The 16,214-nt window shown below is 74.2% G+C and carries 17 protein-coding genes and 1 tRNA gene; 2 read left to right on the forward strand and 16 right to left on the reverse strand.

Going from position 1 to position 16,214, the window contains the following annotated elements; translation table 11 throughout:
• Positions 1–155: 155 nt before the first annotated feature.
• The 9 genes from ACFWU6_RS09920 to ACFWU6_RS09960 form a co-directional block, all read right to left on the reverse strand.
• Positions 156–1,205 carry an enoyl-CoA hydratase/isomerase family protein gene (locus tag ACFWU6_RS09920; protein ID WP_383798861.1) on the reverse strand — a complete coding sequence of 350 codons (1,050 nt, stop codon included), beginning with the start codon at positions 1,203–1,205 and terminating at the stop codon, positions 156–158.
• A gap of 113 nt (positions 1,206–1,318) precedes the next feature.
• On the reverse strand, positions 1,319–1,777 hold the full coding sequence (locus ACFWU6_RS09925) for an ATP-binding protein (RefSeq protein ID WP_383798584.1): 459 nt from the start codon (positions 1,775–1,777) through the stop codon (positions 1,319–1,321).
• 104 nt (positions 1,778–1,881) lie between these two features.
• Positions 1,882–2,256 (reverse strand): STAS domain-containing protein, encoded by a 375-nt coding sequence (locus ACFWU6_RS09930; protein ID WP_383798587.1) that lies wholly within the window; start codon positions 2,254–2,256, stop codon positions 1,882–1,884.
• Between the two features lie 216 nt (positions 2,257–2,472).
• Positions 2,473–3,063 carry an ImmA/IrrE family metallo-endopeptidase gene (locus tag ACFWU6_RS09935; protein WP_383798590.1) on the reverse strand — a complete coding sequence of 197 codons (591 nt, stop codon included), beginning with the start codon at positions 3,061–3,063 and terminating at the stop codon, positions 2,473–2,475.
• Positions 3,060–3,506, reverse strand: a complete 447-nt coding sequence (locus ACFWU6_RS09940) for a helix-turn-helix domain-containing protein (protein WP_383798593.1) — start codon at positions 3,504–3,506, stop codon at positions 3,060–3,062. The genes ACFWU6_RS09935 and ACFWU6_RS09940 overlap by 4 nt, the downstream gene beginning before the upstream one ends.
• Before the next feature lie 123 nt (positions 3,507–3,629).
• Positions 3,630–4,895, reverse strand: a complete 1,266-nt coding sequence (locus ACFWU6_RS09945; protein ID WP_383798596.1) for an MAB_1171c family putative transporter — start codon at positions 4,893–4,895, stop codon at positions 3,630–3,632.
• Between the two features lie 39 nt (positions 4,896–4,934).
• Positions 4,935–5,663 (reverse strand): TetR-like C-terminal domain-containing protein, encoded by a 729-nt coding sequence (locus ACFWU6_RS09950; protein ID WP_383798600.1) that lies wholly within the window; start codon positions 5,661–5,663, stop codon positions 4,935–4,937.
• An 88-nt stretch (positions 5,664–5,751) separates the two neighbouring features.
• Positions 5,752–7,566, reverse strand: coding sequence for an ABC transporter ATP-binding protein (locus ACFWU6_RS09955; RefSeq protein ID WP_383798603.1), 1,815 nt, complete (start codon positions 7,564–7,566; stop codon positions 5,752–5,754).
• Positions 7,567–7,780: 214 nt separating this feature from the next.
• A tRNA-Pro gene (locus tag ACFWU6_RS09960) sits at positions 7,781–7,854 on the reverse strand.
• 108 nt (positions 7,855–7,962) lie between these two features.
• Between ACFWU6_RS09960 and ACFWU6_RS09965 the strand changes: the two genes are divergently transcribed.
• The gene (locus ACFWU6_RS09965) at positions 7,963–8,451 is read left to right on the forward strand and encodes a DUF309 domain-containing protein (RefSeq protein WP_383980075.1); all 489 of its coding nucleotides are present in this window, start codon (positions 7,963–7,965) and stop codon (positions 8,449–8,451) included.
• Positions 8,452–8,553: 102 nt separating this feature from the next.
• Here the strand turns inward: ACFWU6_RS09965 and ACFWU6_RS09970 are convergent, their stop codons facing one another.
• From ACFWU6_RS09970 to ACFWU6_RS09990, 5 genes are all read right to left on the reverse strand, one after another.
• Positions 8,554–8,841, reverse strand: coding sequence for a hypothetical protein (locus ACFWU6_RS09970; RefSeq protein ID WP_383798609.1), 288 nt, complete (start codon positions 8,839–8,841; stop codon positions 8,554–8,556).
• Between the two features lie 83 nt (positions 8,842–8,924).
• On the reverse strand, positions 8,925–9,314 hold the full coding sequence (locus ACFWU6_RS09975) for a VOC family protein (protein ID WP_383798612.1): 390 nt from the start codon (positions 9,312–9,314) through the stop codon (positions 8,925–8,927).
• 4 nt (positions 9,315–9,318) lie between these two features.
• Positions 9,319–9,957: a lactate utilization protein C gene (locus tag ACFWU6_RS09980; RefSeq protein ID WP_383980078.1), complete on the reverse strand. Its 639-nt coding sequence runs from the start codon at positions 9,955–9,957 to the stop codon at positions 9,319–9,321.
• On the reverse strand, positions 9,954–11,432 hold the full coding sequence (locus ACFWU6_RS09985) for a lactate utilization protein B (protein ID WP_383980081.1): 1,479 nt from the start codon (positions 11,430–11,432) through the stop codon (positions 9,954–9,956). The genes ACFWU6_RS09980 and ACFWU6_RS09985 overlap by 4 nt, the downstream gene beginning before the upstream one ends.
• The gene (locus tag ACFWU6_RS09990) at positions 11,429–12,184 is read right to left on the reverse strand and encodes a (Fe-S)-binding protein (RefSeq protein ID WP_383980085.1); all 756 of its coding nucleotides are present in this window, start codon (positions 12,182–12,184) and stop codon (positions 11,429–11,431) included. Before ACFWU6_RS09990 ends, ACFWU6_RS09985 begins: the two co-directional genes overlap by 4 nt.
• An 18-nt stretch (positions 12,185–12,202) precedes the next feature.
• On the opposite strand from ACFWU6_RS09990, the gene cobF reads away from it, so the two are divergent.
• Positions 12,203–12,955 carry a precorrin-6A synthase (deacetylating) gene (cobF, locus tag ACFWU6_RS09995; protein WP_383798623.1) on the forward strand — a complete coding sequence of 251 codons (753 nt, stop codon included), beginning with the start codon at positions 12,203–12,205 and terminating at the stop codon, positions 12,953–12,955.
• 68 nt (positions 12,956–13,023) lie between these two features.
• On the opposite strand, the gene ACFWU6_RS10000 is transcribed toward cobF, so the two are convergent.
• Entirely contained in the window at positions 13,024–14,238 is a 1,215-nt protein-coding gene (locus ACFWU6_RS10000; protein ID WP_383980089.1) for an aminotransferase class V-fold PLP-dependent enzyme, read from the reverse strand.
• A gap of 103 nt (positions 14,239–14,341) precedes the next feature.
• Entirely contained in the window at positions 14,342–16,087 is a 1,746-nt protein-coding gene (locus ACFWU6_RS10005; RefSeq protein WP_383798629.1) for a glycoside hydrolase family 71 protein, read from the reverse strand.
• Positions 16,088–16,214: the final 127 nt, after the last annotated feature.

Below are 16,214 nucleotides of genomic sequence, written 5' to 3' on the forward strand. Positions count from 1 at the left end.
GCGCGGCGGCCGGTACCGGCGGCGCGTCCCCGCGCGGGCGGCACCGGCGCGCCCGCTCACGGGGCCGCCCCCTCACCGGCGGGTCCTCCCACGGCTCGTCCCCTCACCGGCGGGCCCTCCCACCGGCTCGTCCCCGCCCGGTACCGGGCCGCCCGTCAGGCATCCGGCAGGCGCAGCTCCCGGTCCTCGCCGAGAGGGGCGAAGAACCGTTCCACGTCGGCGTCCGCGATCTCGGCGAGGGAGGCCGGCGACCAGTGCGGGGTCCGGTCCTTGTCGATCACCTGGGCGCGGATGCCCTCCACCAGGTCGGGTGCGGCCAGTGCGTGGCAGGAGGTCCGGTACTCCTGCTCCAGCACCCGCTCCAGCGGGCCCAGCGCCGGCGCCCGGCGCAGGGCGGAGAGGGTCACCTTCAGGGCGGTCGGGGACTTGGCCAGGACGGTCTCGGCGGCCTCCTTCGCGGCCGGGTCGCCGTGGCCGCGCAGCCGGTCCACGATCTCCTCGACCGTGTCCGCGGCGTAGCAGTGGTCGATCCAGTCCCGCCGTGCGGCGAGTTCACCGCCGGGCGGCTTCCGCGCGTACCGCTCCACGACCTCGCGTACGGGGGCGTCCGCGAGGGCGGCGGTCAGCGCGGGCAGCTCCGCCGAGGGGACGAAGTGGTCGGCCAGGCCGCACAGGACGGCGTCCGCCGCGCCCACGGCGGCTCCGGTGAGGGCGAGATGGGTGCCGAGTCCGCCGGGGGCGCGGGCCAGGAGGTGGGTGCCGCCCACGTCGGGCACGAAGCCGATGCCCGTCTCGGGCATGGCCACACGGGAGCGTTCGGTCACGACGCGGACGTCGCCGTGCGCCGACACGCCGACCCCGCCGCCCATGACGATCCCGTCCATCAGCGCCGCGTACGGCTTCGGGTAGCGGGCGATCCGCGCGTTCAGCCGGTACTCGTCGCGCCAGAACCCCGCCGAGGCCGCGGTGCCCGCCTTGGCGTCGTCGTGGATCGCGCGGATGTCCCCGCCCGCGCACAGCCCGCGCTCTCCGGCTCCGCGGATCAGGACCTGGAGCACGGCAGGGTCGTGCTCCCAGGCGGCCAGCGCCCGGTCGATCCGCACCACCATCGGATGGGTGAGGGCGTTGAGGGCCTTGGGCCTGTTGAGGGTGACCACTCCGGTCCGGCCCTCGATGTCGAACAGGACCGCGTCCTCGTCTTCGATCTTCACCCCGCCAGTATCCCCAAGCCGCCCCGAAAGGCGTCCCCGAGTGCCCTAGAGACCCGGGGTGCACGCGGCCGCCCCCGGGAGGTCTCCCCGGGAGGCGGTGCGCCGCGTCAGCCGCCGGACCAGGCCCGGATGACGGGCCGGGGCACGGCGACCTCCACCCAGACGCACTTCCCCCCCGTCCAGGGCCGGGAGCCCCAGCCGCGGGCCAGCCGGTCCACGATGAGCAGCCCGTGGCCGCCCGGGCGGCCCGGCTGGGTCGCGGGCCGGGGCCGTACGGGCACCGGCGGCGCCGGGTTGCCGTCGGTCACCTCGATCCGCAGCCGCTCCTCGGTGCAGTCGAGCATGAGGGACCCCGGACCGCCGCCGTGGAGGCAGGCGTTGGCCACCACCTCCGACACCAGCAGGAGGACGTCCTCGGCGGCCTCCCACTGCTCCTGCGCGGCGGTGGGTATCCAGTGCCAGGCGGTCAGGGCCCGGCGGGCGAAGTCGCGGCTGCGCGTCACCACGTCCGTGGTCCCCTCCAGTCCCAGGTACCAGGTCCTGTCGGGCGAGCCCCGCTGCTCCATGGCGCTCAGGCTCCTCCGTGTCGACAGTGGCGGTCCGCCCGGGGTGGGGACCGGCGGCCCGCCCGGGCCGCCGGGGCCCTTCGCCCCGGCCGGACCGGTACGCGTCATCCGGGCGGCCCGGCCGCCCCGCCCAGTGCCTCGGCGACGCTCGCGTGCACGGGGAACACCCCGTCGGCACCCGTGATGCGGAACATCCTGGCGACCGGCCCGCGCAGTCCGGCCAGTTCCAGGGTGGCTCCGGCCTCATGGGCCGTGAGACGGCTGTGCAGCAGCACGTTCAGCCCGGTCGAGTCGCAGAAGCCGAGCCCCGCCAGGTCCACCAGCAGCCGGCCGCCGGGGGTGACCGCCGTGTCCAGGGCATGGCGCAGGGGTGGCGCCGTGTCATGGTCCAGCTCACCCGCCAGTTCCAGGACGACGGCACCGTCGACGGCCTGCACCGCGACGGTGAAGCGCTCACGGCCCGCTTCGGGAACCACCATCCGGCATCACCCTTCCATCCTGTCCTTGCCCCTTCCCGAAAGCCGCGGCGCTACGCCTGCGGCCGTACGCGATGTGCGACGGAGGGGGCGGATGCGGTGACGGTAGCCGGTCGGGGCCGTCTTCGGGACACCGGTGCGTCCCGCGGGCCCGGGCGCCGGCTCCGCTCCCGCCGCTCCTCGGGGTCCGCGTGGCGTCGGATCAGGGTCCGCGTGGCGTCAGATCAGGGTGCGCTCGACCCGGCTGAGCGCGGCGCTCCGGCCGGCGTCGCCGCGTTCGGCCGCTCCCGCTCGCGCGGCCTCGGTCACGCAGGGCGGCGGCTCGGCGCCGCCCAGGAGCTGGGAGAGCAGATAGGCGATGATCTCCGCCTCCTGCTCCTGCACGTCGTCGTACGTCGCGCGCAGGAGCATGTCGCGTACGAGCTCGGGGTCCAGGTCGGGGAAGAGGAGGCGGGCGGCGGCCTCGTCGAGCCCGCCCGCACCGCGGTGGCAGCAGATGATGTGGCCGAGCTCGTGCAAGATGATGTGCTCCTGGTGCGCACCGGTCGTGTTGGCGTCGTAGAAGATGAGGTCGTCGTCGCGCGCGGCCACCCACATGCCGCACGGATGCGACGAGGGCATCTTCATCGGCACCAGGGTGATCGGACGGCCGCGCACCTCACCGAGGTGGCGGCAGAGCTCGGCGACGTCGTTCACCTTCGGCAGGCCGAGGTCGGCGATCCGCCGGGCGCCGGCCTTCCGGAGCTCCTTGAGCTGGCTGCGTCGGTCGCGGTCCTGGCCGGCGGACTTCCCCCTCCAGGCGCCCCTCACTCGGGGTCGGAGGAGTCGGTGACGGGCGGCAGGCCCTGCATCTGCCGGTACTGGTCCATGATGGCCGTGATCGCCTGGAGGTTCTCCTTCTTCATACCCGCCGCGCGCATCGCCACGGCACGGACCCCGGACTGCCGCAGCGCCTCGATGGCGGCGATCTGGCCGAGCACCGATTCGGCGACCTTCTCGTCGAAGAAGTACGCGACGGACACGCCGAAGAAGCGGGCGAGGGCGGCCAGGAGGTCGGGCGAGGGGTTCGACCGCTTGCCCGTCCGCAACTGCGACAGGTACACGCCCCCGACCTTGAGCTCGGGGTTGGCCCGCTTCAGTTCCTCCGCCACCTCGGCATTGGTCCAGTGCCTGCCTTTGGGGCGGACCGTCTTGAACAGGTCGTCGAGGCGCACGGCGAGCAGGTGCCGGTCGTCGGTCTCGGCCTCGGTCATGGTGGGTCTCCCTCCCGTACCTCCCCGAAATAGCCCTTGGCTATAGAGGAGTCTCACAGATTAGCGGTCAGTTGACAATTGGTCGGGACTCCGTCACGGTGGGGTCGCGCCGATAGCTGGCAGCTAACTTGATGCACGGGGGTCGTCAAGTTCGCCGGTGTCGTCGCAGACCGGCCCGGCCCTGTGGGGCCGGGCCGGAAGACCGGGGCCGGAGCCGCGCGCTCCGCCTGTCGCCGCCTCGGCGGCGCCGAGGTGGCGGTAGGCGGCCGCGACCTTCGTGAGCCAGGCGACCTCCGCGGCGAAGCTGTCCGAGTCGCGGTCGTCGAAGTCGCAGGCGTCCTTGTTGTCCCGGGGGACGGTGCCGGTCCGCCTGGCGTGCAGGGCCTGCCTGATCTGCGCCGCCTCCGTGCGGGCCTGCCGGAACTCCTCGCTCCCCGCGCCGGCGGCCCCCGCGGTACGGCCGGCACTGCGTTCCATGTAGGGCCGCAGGTCCCGCCAGCCGTCCCGAATCTCGACGACCCTGCGGTGGAGCCGGTAGTCGAGGTCGCGGACCGACGTCCCGGGCGGCTCCAGGGCGATGTCCGGGAAGGACTCGTACAGGTCCCGCCAGAGCGGATGGAGGGCCCGGTAGGACCGGTAGGTCCGGGTCCACTCCAGCAGCCGGGCGGCCGAGGGGCCCCAGAACGGCATGGCCAGGCTGAGCGAGACGGCGACGATGCCCAGCGCGTTGACCACGGAGGCGACGGCCTCCTTCCACTCGCCGATGCCGAGACCGGCCGCGATACTGAGGACGTTCGCCACCCGCACCAGGGAGTAGAGGAGCAGCAGCCACGCCGCGACGGACAGCATGCGCAGCGCCCGCCGCAGCGAAGCGTTGTCGGTCATCCGCACGTAGGGGCCGCACTGCAGGACGATGGTCACGCACGGGACGGCCTGGGACGCGATGAAGACCAGCAGGTACGTGAGGAGCAGCGGATCGCCGCTCCCGTCGAAGTCCAGCGGTGCCCGCTCGGTGCCGTCAGCGAGGAAGAAGAGGACGGTCAGGAGCACGCTCAGGGCGATGCCGGTGGCCACCCACAGGCGCGTCTGGCGCGCCGCCTCCGCGCCGGCGGCAGCCCAGCGCAGCAGGATGACCTGCGCGCTGATGCAGAAGCCGACCGCCGCCAGGTGCATGGTGAGGATGGCGAGGTTGCCGACGCCCAGGAAGCTCGCGCTCTGCATGGCGACGGCGCCCATGGTGAAGGTGAGGCACTGGAGCAGCAGCGTCGTCATCAGCGTGCGGTAGGCGCTGTCCTTCCAGTTGCGCCGTCCCTGGCAGAGCCGGAAGGCGAACGCGGCGTACGACGACAGCGCCGCGATGACGAAGCAGAGGGTTCTGGTGGTGTTCACGTCCTGATTTCCTGCGGGTGCCGCCCGGGGGCGGGCGGTTCAGCCGGCGTTCTCGCCCGGGGGGACCACGAGTCCGATGGTCTCGGCCGTCACGGCGACGGCGTAGTCGAAGAATGCGGCCTCGTCCCGGACGCTGTCGTGGGTACGGCTGAAGACCTGGAAGGCCAGCAGCCCGATGAGGCCGCTCCACAACACGATGCCGCGCTCGACGACGTCCGCGAAAGGGGCTCCGGGCGCGCCGCCGAACAGGTGCGCGGCCGCGGGCAGAAGCAGCGGGGGGCCGGGCACCTCCCGGCGGGGCGGGGTGAGTTCGCCGTGCTCCAGCGCCGACCGTACGATGCCGGCGAGTACCGCGGGGGTGCGCGAGGCGGGCGCGACCGTGTCCTGGGGGGCGTGGTAGCCCGGCACGGGCGAGCCGTAGAGCAGGGCGAACTGAGCGGGGTGGGCGAAGGACCACTGCCGCAGCGCACGGGCGGCGGCGAGGAGTCGCGCGCCGGCCGGCGCCCCGGCCGACGCCGCGTCCGTGTCGGCCCGCTCCATCGCGGCGCCGGACGCGTCGTAGGCGTCGACGAGCAGCGCGGTCAGCAGGGCGGCGCGGTCCGGGAAGAGCGCTTCCACCACGGCGGGGGCGAGGCCGGCGGCGCGGGCCACGGCGGCCGGGGACAGCCCCGCGGCGCCCGACTCGGCCAGGTGCCGCAGCGCCGCCTCCTTGACCAGCGCGGACGGCGCCGCCCCGTCACCCGTGTGACTCGTTGCGGAAAGATCCATGGGGGGAACCGTACCGGCCGGGAAGAACCGCCGTGCTGCCGGCCTCGCGGGGGCCCGGGCGGGCCGTCCGCTGCCCGCGGACCTGCGGTCAGTGCACGTCGGAGCGGGCGGAGGTGTCGTCCAGGAAACCGCCCGACTGGTGCTGCCACAGCTTGGCGTACACCCCGTCGGAGGCCAGCAGTTCCTGGTGGCTCCCCTGCTCGACGATCCGCCCGCGGTCGAGGACGACGAGCCGGTCCATGCTCGCGACCGTGCTCAGCCGGTGCGCCACCACGAGGGCCGTACGCCCCTCCATGAGCCGCCACAGCGCCTGCTGGACGAGGATCTCGCTCTCGGAGTCCAGGGCGCTGGTCGCCTCGTCGAGCAGCAGGATCGGCGCGTCGCGCAGGATGGCCCGGGCGAGGGCGACCCGTTGGCGCTGTCCGCCGGACAGCTTCACGCCGCGCTCCCCGACCATGGTGTCGAAGCCCTCCGGAAGGGCGTCGGCGAACTCCGTGACGTGCGCCGCCTCGGCGGCGCGGCGGACCTCGGCGTCGGTGGCCTCCGGCCGGGCGAAGGCGATGTTGTCCCGCAGGGTGCGGTGGAACATCGCCGGTTCCTGCGGCACGTAGGCGAGCAGGCCGCGCAGGTCGGCCTGGCGCAGCCGGCTGATGTCCTGGCCGCCGATCAGGATCCGGCCGGCGTCGATGTCCGTCATCCGCAACAGGAGCCGGGTGAGCGTGGTCTTGCCGCCGCCGGACCGGCCGACGAGCCCGATCTTCGCCCCGCCGGGCACGGCCAGGTCGAGCCCCTCGAAGAGCGGCTCCGCTCCCGCGTGGGCGAAGGTCACGCGCTCGAAGCGCACGTCGGCGGCGCGGGACCGCAGCGGCTCCGGCGTCGCCGGATCGAGCACGGTCGGCGGCTGCAGCAGCAGTTCGGTGAACTGGGCGGCCTCCGTCATGGAGCTCTCGAGGCGGCGGTAGACCTGGTTGAACTCGAACATGATCCGTGTCGCGTTGGCGTAGTAGGTGAAGGCGACGACGACCGCCTCGACTCCGTGCCCTCCCCCGCCGAGCGTGACGGCGAGCAGCAGGCCCAGCACGTTGGTCAGTACGGACATCGGCGCGACCAGCGTGTCGATGCGCAGGTTGCCGTAGTCCCACGAGCGCAGCGTGAGCCGCCTCGACTTCGCGACGCGGGACCGGTGCTCGGCGGCCTCGCCCTCCTCGGCGGCGAAGGCCCGGACCGTGTCCATGTTCATCAGGCTGTCGGCGACGTGGCCCGAGACCTGGGCGATGGCCTCCTCGCGCTCGGCGACCAGCGCCTGGCGGCGACGGATCAGGGGCGCCGCGCACAGCCCCGTCACCGCGATCATCGTCAACAGGCCGACGACGAGCAGCGGGTCGTACTGCCACAGCACCACCGACGCGAACAGCAGCGGCACGAGACTGCCGATGACCGAGAAGGTGAGCGTGTCGACGAAGTCCTCGAAGCGGGAGGCGAAGCTGAGGACCCGCTTGGTCAGCGACCCGGCGAAGTTGTCGTGGAAGAACGCGGTGTCCTTGGCGAACAGCTCGTCCATGCCGATCACGTACAGGTGCTCGATCCCGCGGGCGTCGAGACGGTTCAGGCAGTGCAGTCCGATGCGCCACAGCGTCTCCGCAAGCAGCAGGACTCCGGCGAAGACGAGGACGTACGGGAGCACCGCGCCGACGCCGGGGGCCGCGCCCCCCGCGATCCGGCCGACGAGCTTGGCGACGACCAGCGGGGCTATGTAGTGGAGGCCGACGTTGCCGAGTGCCGGGAGCAGCATCGCCGGCGCCGTCAGCCACCGGAGCCGGGCCAACTCCCGGCCGTAGTAACGCAGTGCGAGGAGCACCGGGCTCCTGCCGGGTAAACCTTCGTGCGGTTCGGGCGATCCCATGGCAACCCCGTGGTGTCGTGCGGACGGGGAACGCAGTGTCCCGCGACGGCACCCGCACGGTCCACGGGTTTTCCCGGCCCCCGCCCCGCGGTGCGCGGCGGCCCCGCCCCCGAGCGGCGGGACGGCCCCGGCGGGGTGGCGCACGGCCCCGGAAACGACCGAAGGGCCGGTTCAGATTGCTCTGAATCGGCCCCTGATCTGCGACTCTTTCGAGTCGGGACGACAGGATTTGAACCTGCGACCCCTTGACCCCCAGTCAAGTGCGCTACCAAGCTGCGCCACGTCCCGATGTGCTCGCGACCTGGGGTTTCCCCCGTCCCGGCGGCACATGCAGAACATTACCCCACGCCGAGGGGTGTGCATGCACGGGTAATCGGCGGGGGCGAGGATGAGGGGGTGAACACACGGGATCGGGACGACGAGGGGCGGGCGCGCAGTGCGCGGCCCAGGGACGGTCTGGGGCGGCCGCTGGAGTACGGCGCCGGCGGCGTGGAGCGGCAGCCCGAGGGGGTGGTGCGGACCCCGGCGGAGACCGTCCGGGAGGCCCAGCGGCTGCTCGACGCCGGGATGCCCTTCCACGCGCACGAGGTGTTCGAGGACGCCTGGAAGTCCGGGCCCGCTGCCGCGGCCGCGCTCTGGCGGGGCCTGGCCCAGCTCGCCGTCGGGCTGACGCACGCCGCGCGCGGGAACGCCGCCGGCGGGGCGCGGCTGCTGCGGCGCGGGGCCGCGGGCCTCACGGGGGTGGACGGGTCCGCGTACGGGATCGACGCGGCGGGCCTGGTCCGCTGGGCGGAGGGGCTGGCCGGGCGGGTGGACGGCGGCGCGTCCGTGGACGCCGCCGCCGAGGCGCCGCGGCTGGGGCCTTCCGGCGGGTCGTCCGCCTGACCGGAGGGAGCCGGCGGGAGCCGGGGCCTGGCCGGAGACGCCGGCGGGCGCGGAGACGGGGCGGGCGTGGAGGCAGGGGCGGGGGCGGAGGCCCGCGCCGTCTCACGCCGCGTGGAGGGGCGGCAGGCCGTCGGCGGCCTTGCCCGCGCGCACCACCTCGACCACCACGTCGTGGAGGTCGCGGCTCTCCCGCTCCGAGGCGCACGGCAGGGGGCTCCCCGCGAGGGTGAACCACTCGGACGAGCCGCTGTACTGCACGGACACCCTGGCCTCGGCACCCGTCCAGGTGGTGTGAACGGTCAGGTCGCCCGTGATCGCACCGGCTTCCTCGGTGCGCACACCGCCCCTGCCGGCGAAGACACTGACCGTGGTCCACGACGCCCAGTCCATGCACAAAAGGCTCACACGCCGGCCCGCACTTCGCGACCCGGTGGGCGTTTCGGGTCACGGCACTACCAGGCGGGCCACGCTGGCTAGGCGGGCTGGAGGAGGTCCCAGCGGTTGCCGTACAGGTCTTCGAAGACGGCGACGGAGCCGTACGCCTCGTGCCGGGGCTCCTCCAGGAAGCTGACCCCCCGCGCGGTCATCCGGGCGTGGTCGCGCGCGAAGTCGTCGGTGTGCAGGAAGAAGCCCACCCGGCCTCCGGTCTGGTCGCCGACCCGGGAGCGCTGGGCGTCGTCCTTGGCGCGGGCCAGCAGCAGTGCGGCCTCCGTGGCGCCGGGCGGGCGGACGACGATCCAGCGGGAGCCGTCCGGGCGCGCGGTGTCCTCGACGAGGTCGAAGCCGAGGGCGCGGGTGTAGAAGTCCAGGGCCTCGTCGTAGTCGCGGACCAGGAGGGCGGTGAGGGCGATGTGGGAAGGCATGGGCCTATTGTGCGCCGAGCAGGACGACCTCCAGGGTGCGGGGCCCGTGGACGCCCTCCACCCGGTCGAGCTCGATGTCGCTGGTGGCGGACGGTCCGGAGATCCACGTCAGCGGACGTCTCGGGTCCAGCCGGGTCACGGCCTGCGGTACCGAGTCCACCAGCTGGTCCGGGACGCGGACCACGGCGATGTGGTGGTCGGGGATCAGGGTGATGCGGCGCCGCCCCTGGTCGGGGCCGCCGTCCAGGACGAGGGTGCCGGTCTCCGCGATGGCCAGGGCGCAGCCGGTGACGACGCTGTCGACCCGGTCCAGTTCGTACGGAGTGGACGCGGCGGCGTCGTGTATCCGGACCTGGTCCGCGGCGGAGAGCCAGTGCGGGGGCAGGCCGGGCGGCGCGAGCACCGTCCGCGCACCGCGCCGCGCGAGCAGCTCCGCCAGCAGTGCCGGGAGGCCCTCCTCGGCCGTGCGGTGGACCGTCGCCCGGTACTCCGTCAGGTGGGCGGCGAGGAGGTCCACCCGCTCGGCCGGGGTGCGCACGCCGTGCACCCGGAGGTAGTCGCGCGGGACCTGCGGCCCGGAGTCCGGGCCGTGCTCCCCCACGGCCCGGCGGATGCGGGCCAGGACCCGGTCCCTGGAGGTCATCGCGGGGTCCCCCGTTCGCGGGCCCACCAGTCGCGGAAGGATTCCGCGGGGAGGTCGGGCAGCTCCCGGGTGTCGGTCCAGGCGCGCCCCGGTCCCGGCAGGCGGCGCGGGCGCAGCCGGCGGGCGCGGGCCAGGAGCCGTTCGCCCGCGCGCAGCGCCCCGGGGTGGTCCAGGAGCAGCCGGGCGGCACGCATGGCGGCCCGTTCGGCGGCGTGCCCGTGCGCGGGGCGGATGCGTACGCGGATGCCGTCGCGGGTCACCGGCCCGCCCTGGGCCACCCGTTCGCGGAGGTGGACGAGGACTTCGGGGATGTCGATGGCGACGGGGCAGACCTCGTAGCAGGCTCCGCACAGGGTGGAGGCGTACGGCAGGGAGGCGTCGATCCCGGAGGCGGTGCCGCGCAGTTGGGGGCTGAGGATCGCCCCGATGGGGCCCGGGTAGACGGAGCCGTAGGCGTGGCCGCCGGCGCGCTCGTAGACCGGGCAGACGTTCAGGCAGGCGGAGCAGCGGATGCAGCGCAGGGCTTGCCGGCCGACCTCGTCGGCGAGGGTGTCGGTGCGGCCGTTGTCGAGGAGGACGAGGTGGAAGGCGGTGGGGCCGTCGCCGTCGGTGGTGCCGGTCCACATGGTGGTGTACGGGTTCATCCGCTCGGCGGTCGAGGAGCGGGGCAGTGTCTGGAGGAAGACCTCCAGGTCGCGGAAGGTGGGGACGACCTTCTCGATGCCGACGACGGAGATGAGGGTCTCGGGCAGGGTCAGGCACATGCGGCCGTTGCCCTCGGACTCGAAGACGACCATGGTCCCGGTCTCGGCGACCATGAAGTTGGCCCCGGAGACGGCGACCTTGGCGCGGAGGAACTTCTCCCGCAGGTGCAGGCGGGCGGCTTCGGCGAGTTCGCGCGGGTCGTCGCCGAGGCCGTCGGGCGCCGGGAGCCCCCACGCGCCCATCTGCGCGCGGAAGACGTCGCGGATCTCCGCCCGGTTGCGGTGGATGGCCGGGACCAGGATGTGTGAGGGCCGGTCGTGGCCGAGCTGCACGATGAGCTCGGCGAGGTCGGTCTCGTACGCGGCGATCCCCGCGGCTTCGAGGGCCTCGTTGAGGCCGATCTCCTGGGTGGCCATGGACTTGACCTTCACGACCTCCCGCTCTCCGGTGGCCAGGACCAGGCCGGTCACGATGCGGTTGGCCTCGTCGGCGTCGGCCGCCCAGTGGACGGTGCCGCCGGCGGTCGTGACCGCCTCCTCCAGCTGGACCAGGTAGCGGTCGAGATGGCGCAGGGTGTGGTCCTTGACCGCCTTGCCGGCCGTCCGCAGCCGGTCCCAGTCGGCCAGCTCGGCGACCGCGCGGGCCCGCTTGTCGCGGATGGTGTGCGTGGCGTGCCGCAGGTTCGCGCGCAGCGTCCGGTCGTGCACGGCCTCCCTGGCGGCGGCGGGGAAGGCCGGGAACGCGGGCATCCCGAGGTGGGTGCCGGTCATCGCACGGGCTCTTGCGCGGTGGCGGCCAGGATCTCCGCCAGGTGCACGGCGCGCTGTGGCGATCCGGTGCGGCGCAGGAGGCCGTCGAGGTGGGCGAGGCAGGAGTTGTCGGCTCCGCACACCACCTCGGCGCCGGTGGCGGCCGCGTTGCGGATCTTGTCGGTGCCCATGGCGGCCGAGACGTCCGGGTTCTTGACGGCGAAGGTGCCGCCGAAGCCGCAGCACTCCTCGGCCCCCGGCAGCTCGACCAGGTCCAGGCCCTCGACGGCGGCCAGCAGCCGCCGCGGCCGGTCCCCGAGTCCGAGGCCCCGCAGGCCGTGGCAGGAGGGGTGGTAGGTGACGGTGTGCGGGAAGTACGCGCCGACGTCGCTCACCCCCAGCACGTCGACGAGGAATTCGGTCAGCTCGTACACCCGCGGCGCCAGGTCCGCGGCCAGATCGGCCAGCTCGGCGCCGCGGCCCTCGGCGAGCGCCCGGCGGCCGATCCGCGGGTAGTGCTCGCGGAGCATCGCGGCGCACGAACCGGAGGGGGTGACCACGTGGGCGTGGCCGGCGAAGGCCCGCGCCGTGCGGCGCAGCAGCGGCTCGGTCTCGCGGCGGTAGCCGGTGTTGTACTGCGGCTGCCCGCAGCAGCTCTGGCCGGCGGGGAAGTCCACGGTGACGCCGAGCCGCTCCAGGAGGCGGACGACGGCGATGCCGGTGCGCGGGTACAGCACGTCGTTGACGCAGGTGACGAACAGGGCGACACGCATGACGGGCAGAATAGCGGGGTGAAGAAGTTCTCAGTGATCGGCATAGGCGCGGGCGACCCGGACCACCTGACCCTCCAGGCGGTGCGGGCGATCGGCGCGGCGGACGCGTTCCTCATTCTGGAGAAGGGCGAGGAGAAGGCGGATCTGACCGGGCTGCGGCGGGCGATGCTCGACGCGCACGCCCGCCCGGGCCACCGCCTGGTGGAGGGACGGGACCCGGACCGGGACCGTACCCCGGCCCACTACGCGCCGACGGTGGACGGCTGGCGCAGCGCGCGGGCCGAGCTCTTCGAGCGGTTCATCGCGGAGGACCTCGCGGAGGGCGAGACGGGGGCCTTCCTGGTCTGGGGCGACCCCTCGCTGTACGACTCCACCCTGGCGATCCTCGACGAGGTGCTGGAGAAGGGCCGGGTGGCCTTCGCGTACGAGGTGGTGCCGGGCATCAGCAGCATCTCGTCCCTGCTCGCCCGGCACCGCACCACCTTGAACCGGGTGGGCCGTCCGGTGCAGATCACCACGGGTCGCCGGCTCGCGGAGGGCTGGCCCGAGGACGTGGACGACGTGGTGGTGATGCTGGACGCCCGGCACGCCTTCACCGCCCACCTCGACCAGGACCTCTTCATCTACTGGGGGGCCTACGTGGGCACTCCGGACGAGATCCTGGTCTCGGGGCGGCTGGCGGAGGTGGCCGGGCGGATCGAGGAGCTGCGCACCGAGGCCCGCGCCCGCAAGGGCTGGATCATGGACACGTACCTGCTCCGGCGGGGCTGAGCGCTCCGGCGCCGGGACGCACGGCCGAGCGCTCCCGCGCGGCCGGGCCCCCTGCCGTCCGGGCCCCGTCACAGGAAGGCGGGCAGCCCGGCGGCCAGCCGCTCGTACTCCTCGGGCCGGTTGTACACCTGCCCGCAGACCCGGATGCCGCCGCCGCCGGGCCAGGGCCAGACCAGCACCCGGATGCCCAGGCGCGCGGCGAGCTCCTCGCGCAGGGCCCGGGCGGCGTCCGGCGTCCGCGCGGTGCCGGGCGGCAGGCGCAGGGTGCGCATGGCGAGGCCGTCGGTGTGCGGCAGCGGGGTGAGCCCGGGGAGTTCGGCGAGCAGGGCCGCACCGTGGGCGGCGAGGGCGCTGTTGTGGGCCCGTACGCGGCGTGCGTCCAGGCGGTGCAGGAGGTCCAGTCCCTCGGGGGCGGCGAGCCAGCCGGTGTAGTCGGCGGTGGCGCGGTACTCGACCGAGCGCGGGAAGCCCTCCTGGTCCTCCCAGGAGGGGACGGGGGCGCGGACCCGGTGGCGGTGGGGCGGCGCGACGGCGAGGACGGCGCTGCCGGGCGGGGCGTACCCCCATTTGTGGAGGTTCCCGAACCAGAAGTCGGCGCCGCCGGCGAGCGGGTCGGCGAGCATGCCGGGCGCGTGGGCGCCGTCCACGACGGTGGTGACGCCGCGCTCGCGGAGGTCGGCGATGAGCCGCGGCGAGGCGATGAGCCGGGCGGTGGGCGAGCTGATGTGGTCGAGCACGGCGACCTTGGTCCGGGGCGTCAGCCCGGCCAGCACGGCCTCGCGCACGGCGTCCTCGTCGGGCAGGTGGGGGTCGAGGGCGACGGTAGTGACCGTGGCGCGGCGGGCGGCCGCCTCGACGACGGTGCCGTAGCCGTGGTCGGTGACCAGGATCTCGTCGCCGTCGGCGAGGGGGATCGCGTCGAGGGCGAGGTTGGCGCCTTCCGTGGCGTTGCCGATGAGGGCGAGGCCCTCGGGATCGGCGCCGAGGTGTGCGGCGATCCTGGTGCGGGCCTCGGCGAGCCGGTCGGAGACGGTGGCGAAGAAGGCGTCGGGGTCGGCGTGGAACCGGGCCCGGATCGCGGCCTGCGCCTCCTGGACGGGGACCGGCACCGCCCCGAAGGAGCCGTGGTTCAGGTGTGCGACCGCGGGGTCGAGCCGGAACAGCTCCGCGCCGCCGGGAAAGACCCCGGGCGTCGCCCCCGGCCCCCCGCCGGGCTCGGGGGCGGGCACGGTGGCGGGCGGGGGCCCGGCCGGGCCCCCCTCGGGACGGACGGGCTCGGGCACGGGGCCTCCTGCGACGGATCGGATCTGTCCTTGGATCCTCTCCCGCCGACGTCCCCGCCGGTACCCCGCCCGCGGGGCGTGGGGCGCCCCGGCCGGAGACCGTTCAGGGCTTGCGGCCGCTGGTCGCCGCCTGGTACTGGAGGTCCTGGACCTCCACCGTGCGGTCCACGGGGTGGGCCAGCTCGACCTCGGCCCGGGTCGCGCCGTCCCGGACCACCGCGGCGGAGCTCGTGCCCGTCTTCAGCGGCAGCAGCTCCGCGTGGACGCCCGCGGGGGCGTCGTGGGAGCCCTTCGCCGATCCGACGGCCGTACGGACGGTGCCGGGGGCGGAGAGGAAGCTGAGCACCTCCACCGTGTCCCGGGGAGCGGCGCTGCCCTTGCGCAGGGACATCAGCAGCGACTGGTCGCCCGTCGGATCGGCTTGGGCGAACTGGGTGCGGGCTGTGAGGTAGAGCGTGTCCCGGACGATCCTGGGCCAGCTGCCCGTCTTGAAGCGGGTCAGGTAGTAGGAGCTCAGGTCCAGGTAGGCGTGCCCGTTGTGCAGGGAGGGCGCGAACTGGCTGCCCTCGGAGTAGTCGTTCCAGGTGGTGAGCTGCACCCAGTCGGCGCCGTCCTCGATGGCGTGCGTCCAGGTGGAGCGCAGGGTCGCGGTGTTGCCGGCCTCGTCGTAGATGCCCTGGTTGGGGCGGGCGTCCTGGACGGACACCGGCTGCATCCAGATCTTGCCCATGTCGTGCGCCCGCCGGACGTCGCGGGTGCTGCTCTCCTGGCCGACGTAACTGCGGCTGCCCCACTCGGAGAAGCCGTGGCTGATGGGTGCGAACGCAGCGCTGTGCGCGCCGAAGTCGAGGAAGAGCGGCACGAGGGCGGTGCGCACGCCGTGCCTGGCCTTGAGGATTCCGATGACCTCCGTCCACCAGGCCGCGCTCTTCGCCTCGGCCTTGAACGGGGAGACGACGAGCCTGCCGTCGGGGAGGCGGTGGGCCGCGGGGGCGGCGCCGAGCGAGGCGATCGCGTCGGCGAGGACGCCCGGGTCGTCCGTCTTCAGCGAGGTCATGTCCGGCATCAGCATGATCTTGAAGGCCGGATCCACCGAACGGGCCGCCGCCATCAGCCGGTTGGAGCGGTCCCAGTTCTTTCCGGAGAGGGAGAGCAGATCGAGGGTGAATCCGTCGATGCCCGCAGCGCGGGCCGTGCGCACCTCCTGCCGGAGGTTGGCGTCCTCCCAGTCGCCGCCCTTGGGGGCGACGGGCAGGGGCCGGTCGCGCAGCAGGCCGCCGTACCGCTCGTGCTTTCCGCTCTCGCCTTCCGGGTTCAGGTAGTTGCGGGTGTAGTAGTCGGCGTCCGCACTCGCGTTGTCGAGGGAGAGCGGGTACGGGGTGAAGTAGTGGGCGAACACCAGCTTCCTGCCCGCTTCGCCGGAGCGCAGGACGGCCGGCTCGGGCAGGTCGAAGGGCAGGGCGCCGGTGGGGGGCGGGGCCCCGCCGCCGGTGCCCGGGTCCTCGGTGGGGGCGCCGCTGCCGGTCGGCGGGACGGCGGGGGCGGGGGCCGGTCCCGTGGCGCTCGCGGAGGGCGGGGGCTCCGAGCCGGCGGTCGGCACGGAGGACCACGGGACGCCGATGACGGGGGCCGAACCGCCGCGCGCGGGGGCGGCGGTGAAGGGGTCCCAGGCGACGCCGGTGGCGGCGCAGACTCCGACGAGGAGGAAGCCCGCGAGCACGGCCAGCGCGGTTCTGCGGCCCCTGAAGCCCGGTCTGCGCCGGTGCCGCACGGGCTGCGCGGCAGCCTTGGCGGCGCGCCGGGAGCGTCGGCCGCCGGCTCTCCGGTCCGCTCGCCGGTCCGCTGTCATGCTGGTCCCTCCCCGGAATGTGCCCCGCGTCGGGGCTGCACAGCAGTAGAGCCCATTACCGGCGTGCGGACAACCGTTCCCAGGGGCGCGGGGGCGGACACGTACGTCACGGGGCCCACGGGAACTA

The sequence above is a fragment of the Streptomyces sp. NPDC058674 genome (assembly GCF_042716505.1).
GTDB lineage: Bacteria > Actinomycetota > Actinomycetes > Streptomycetales > Streptomycetaceae > Streptomyces.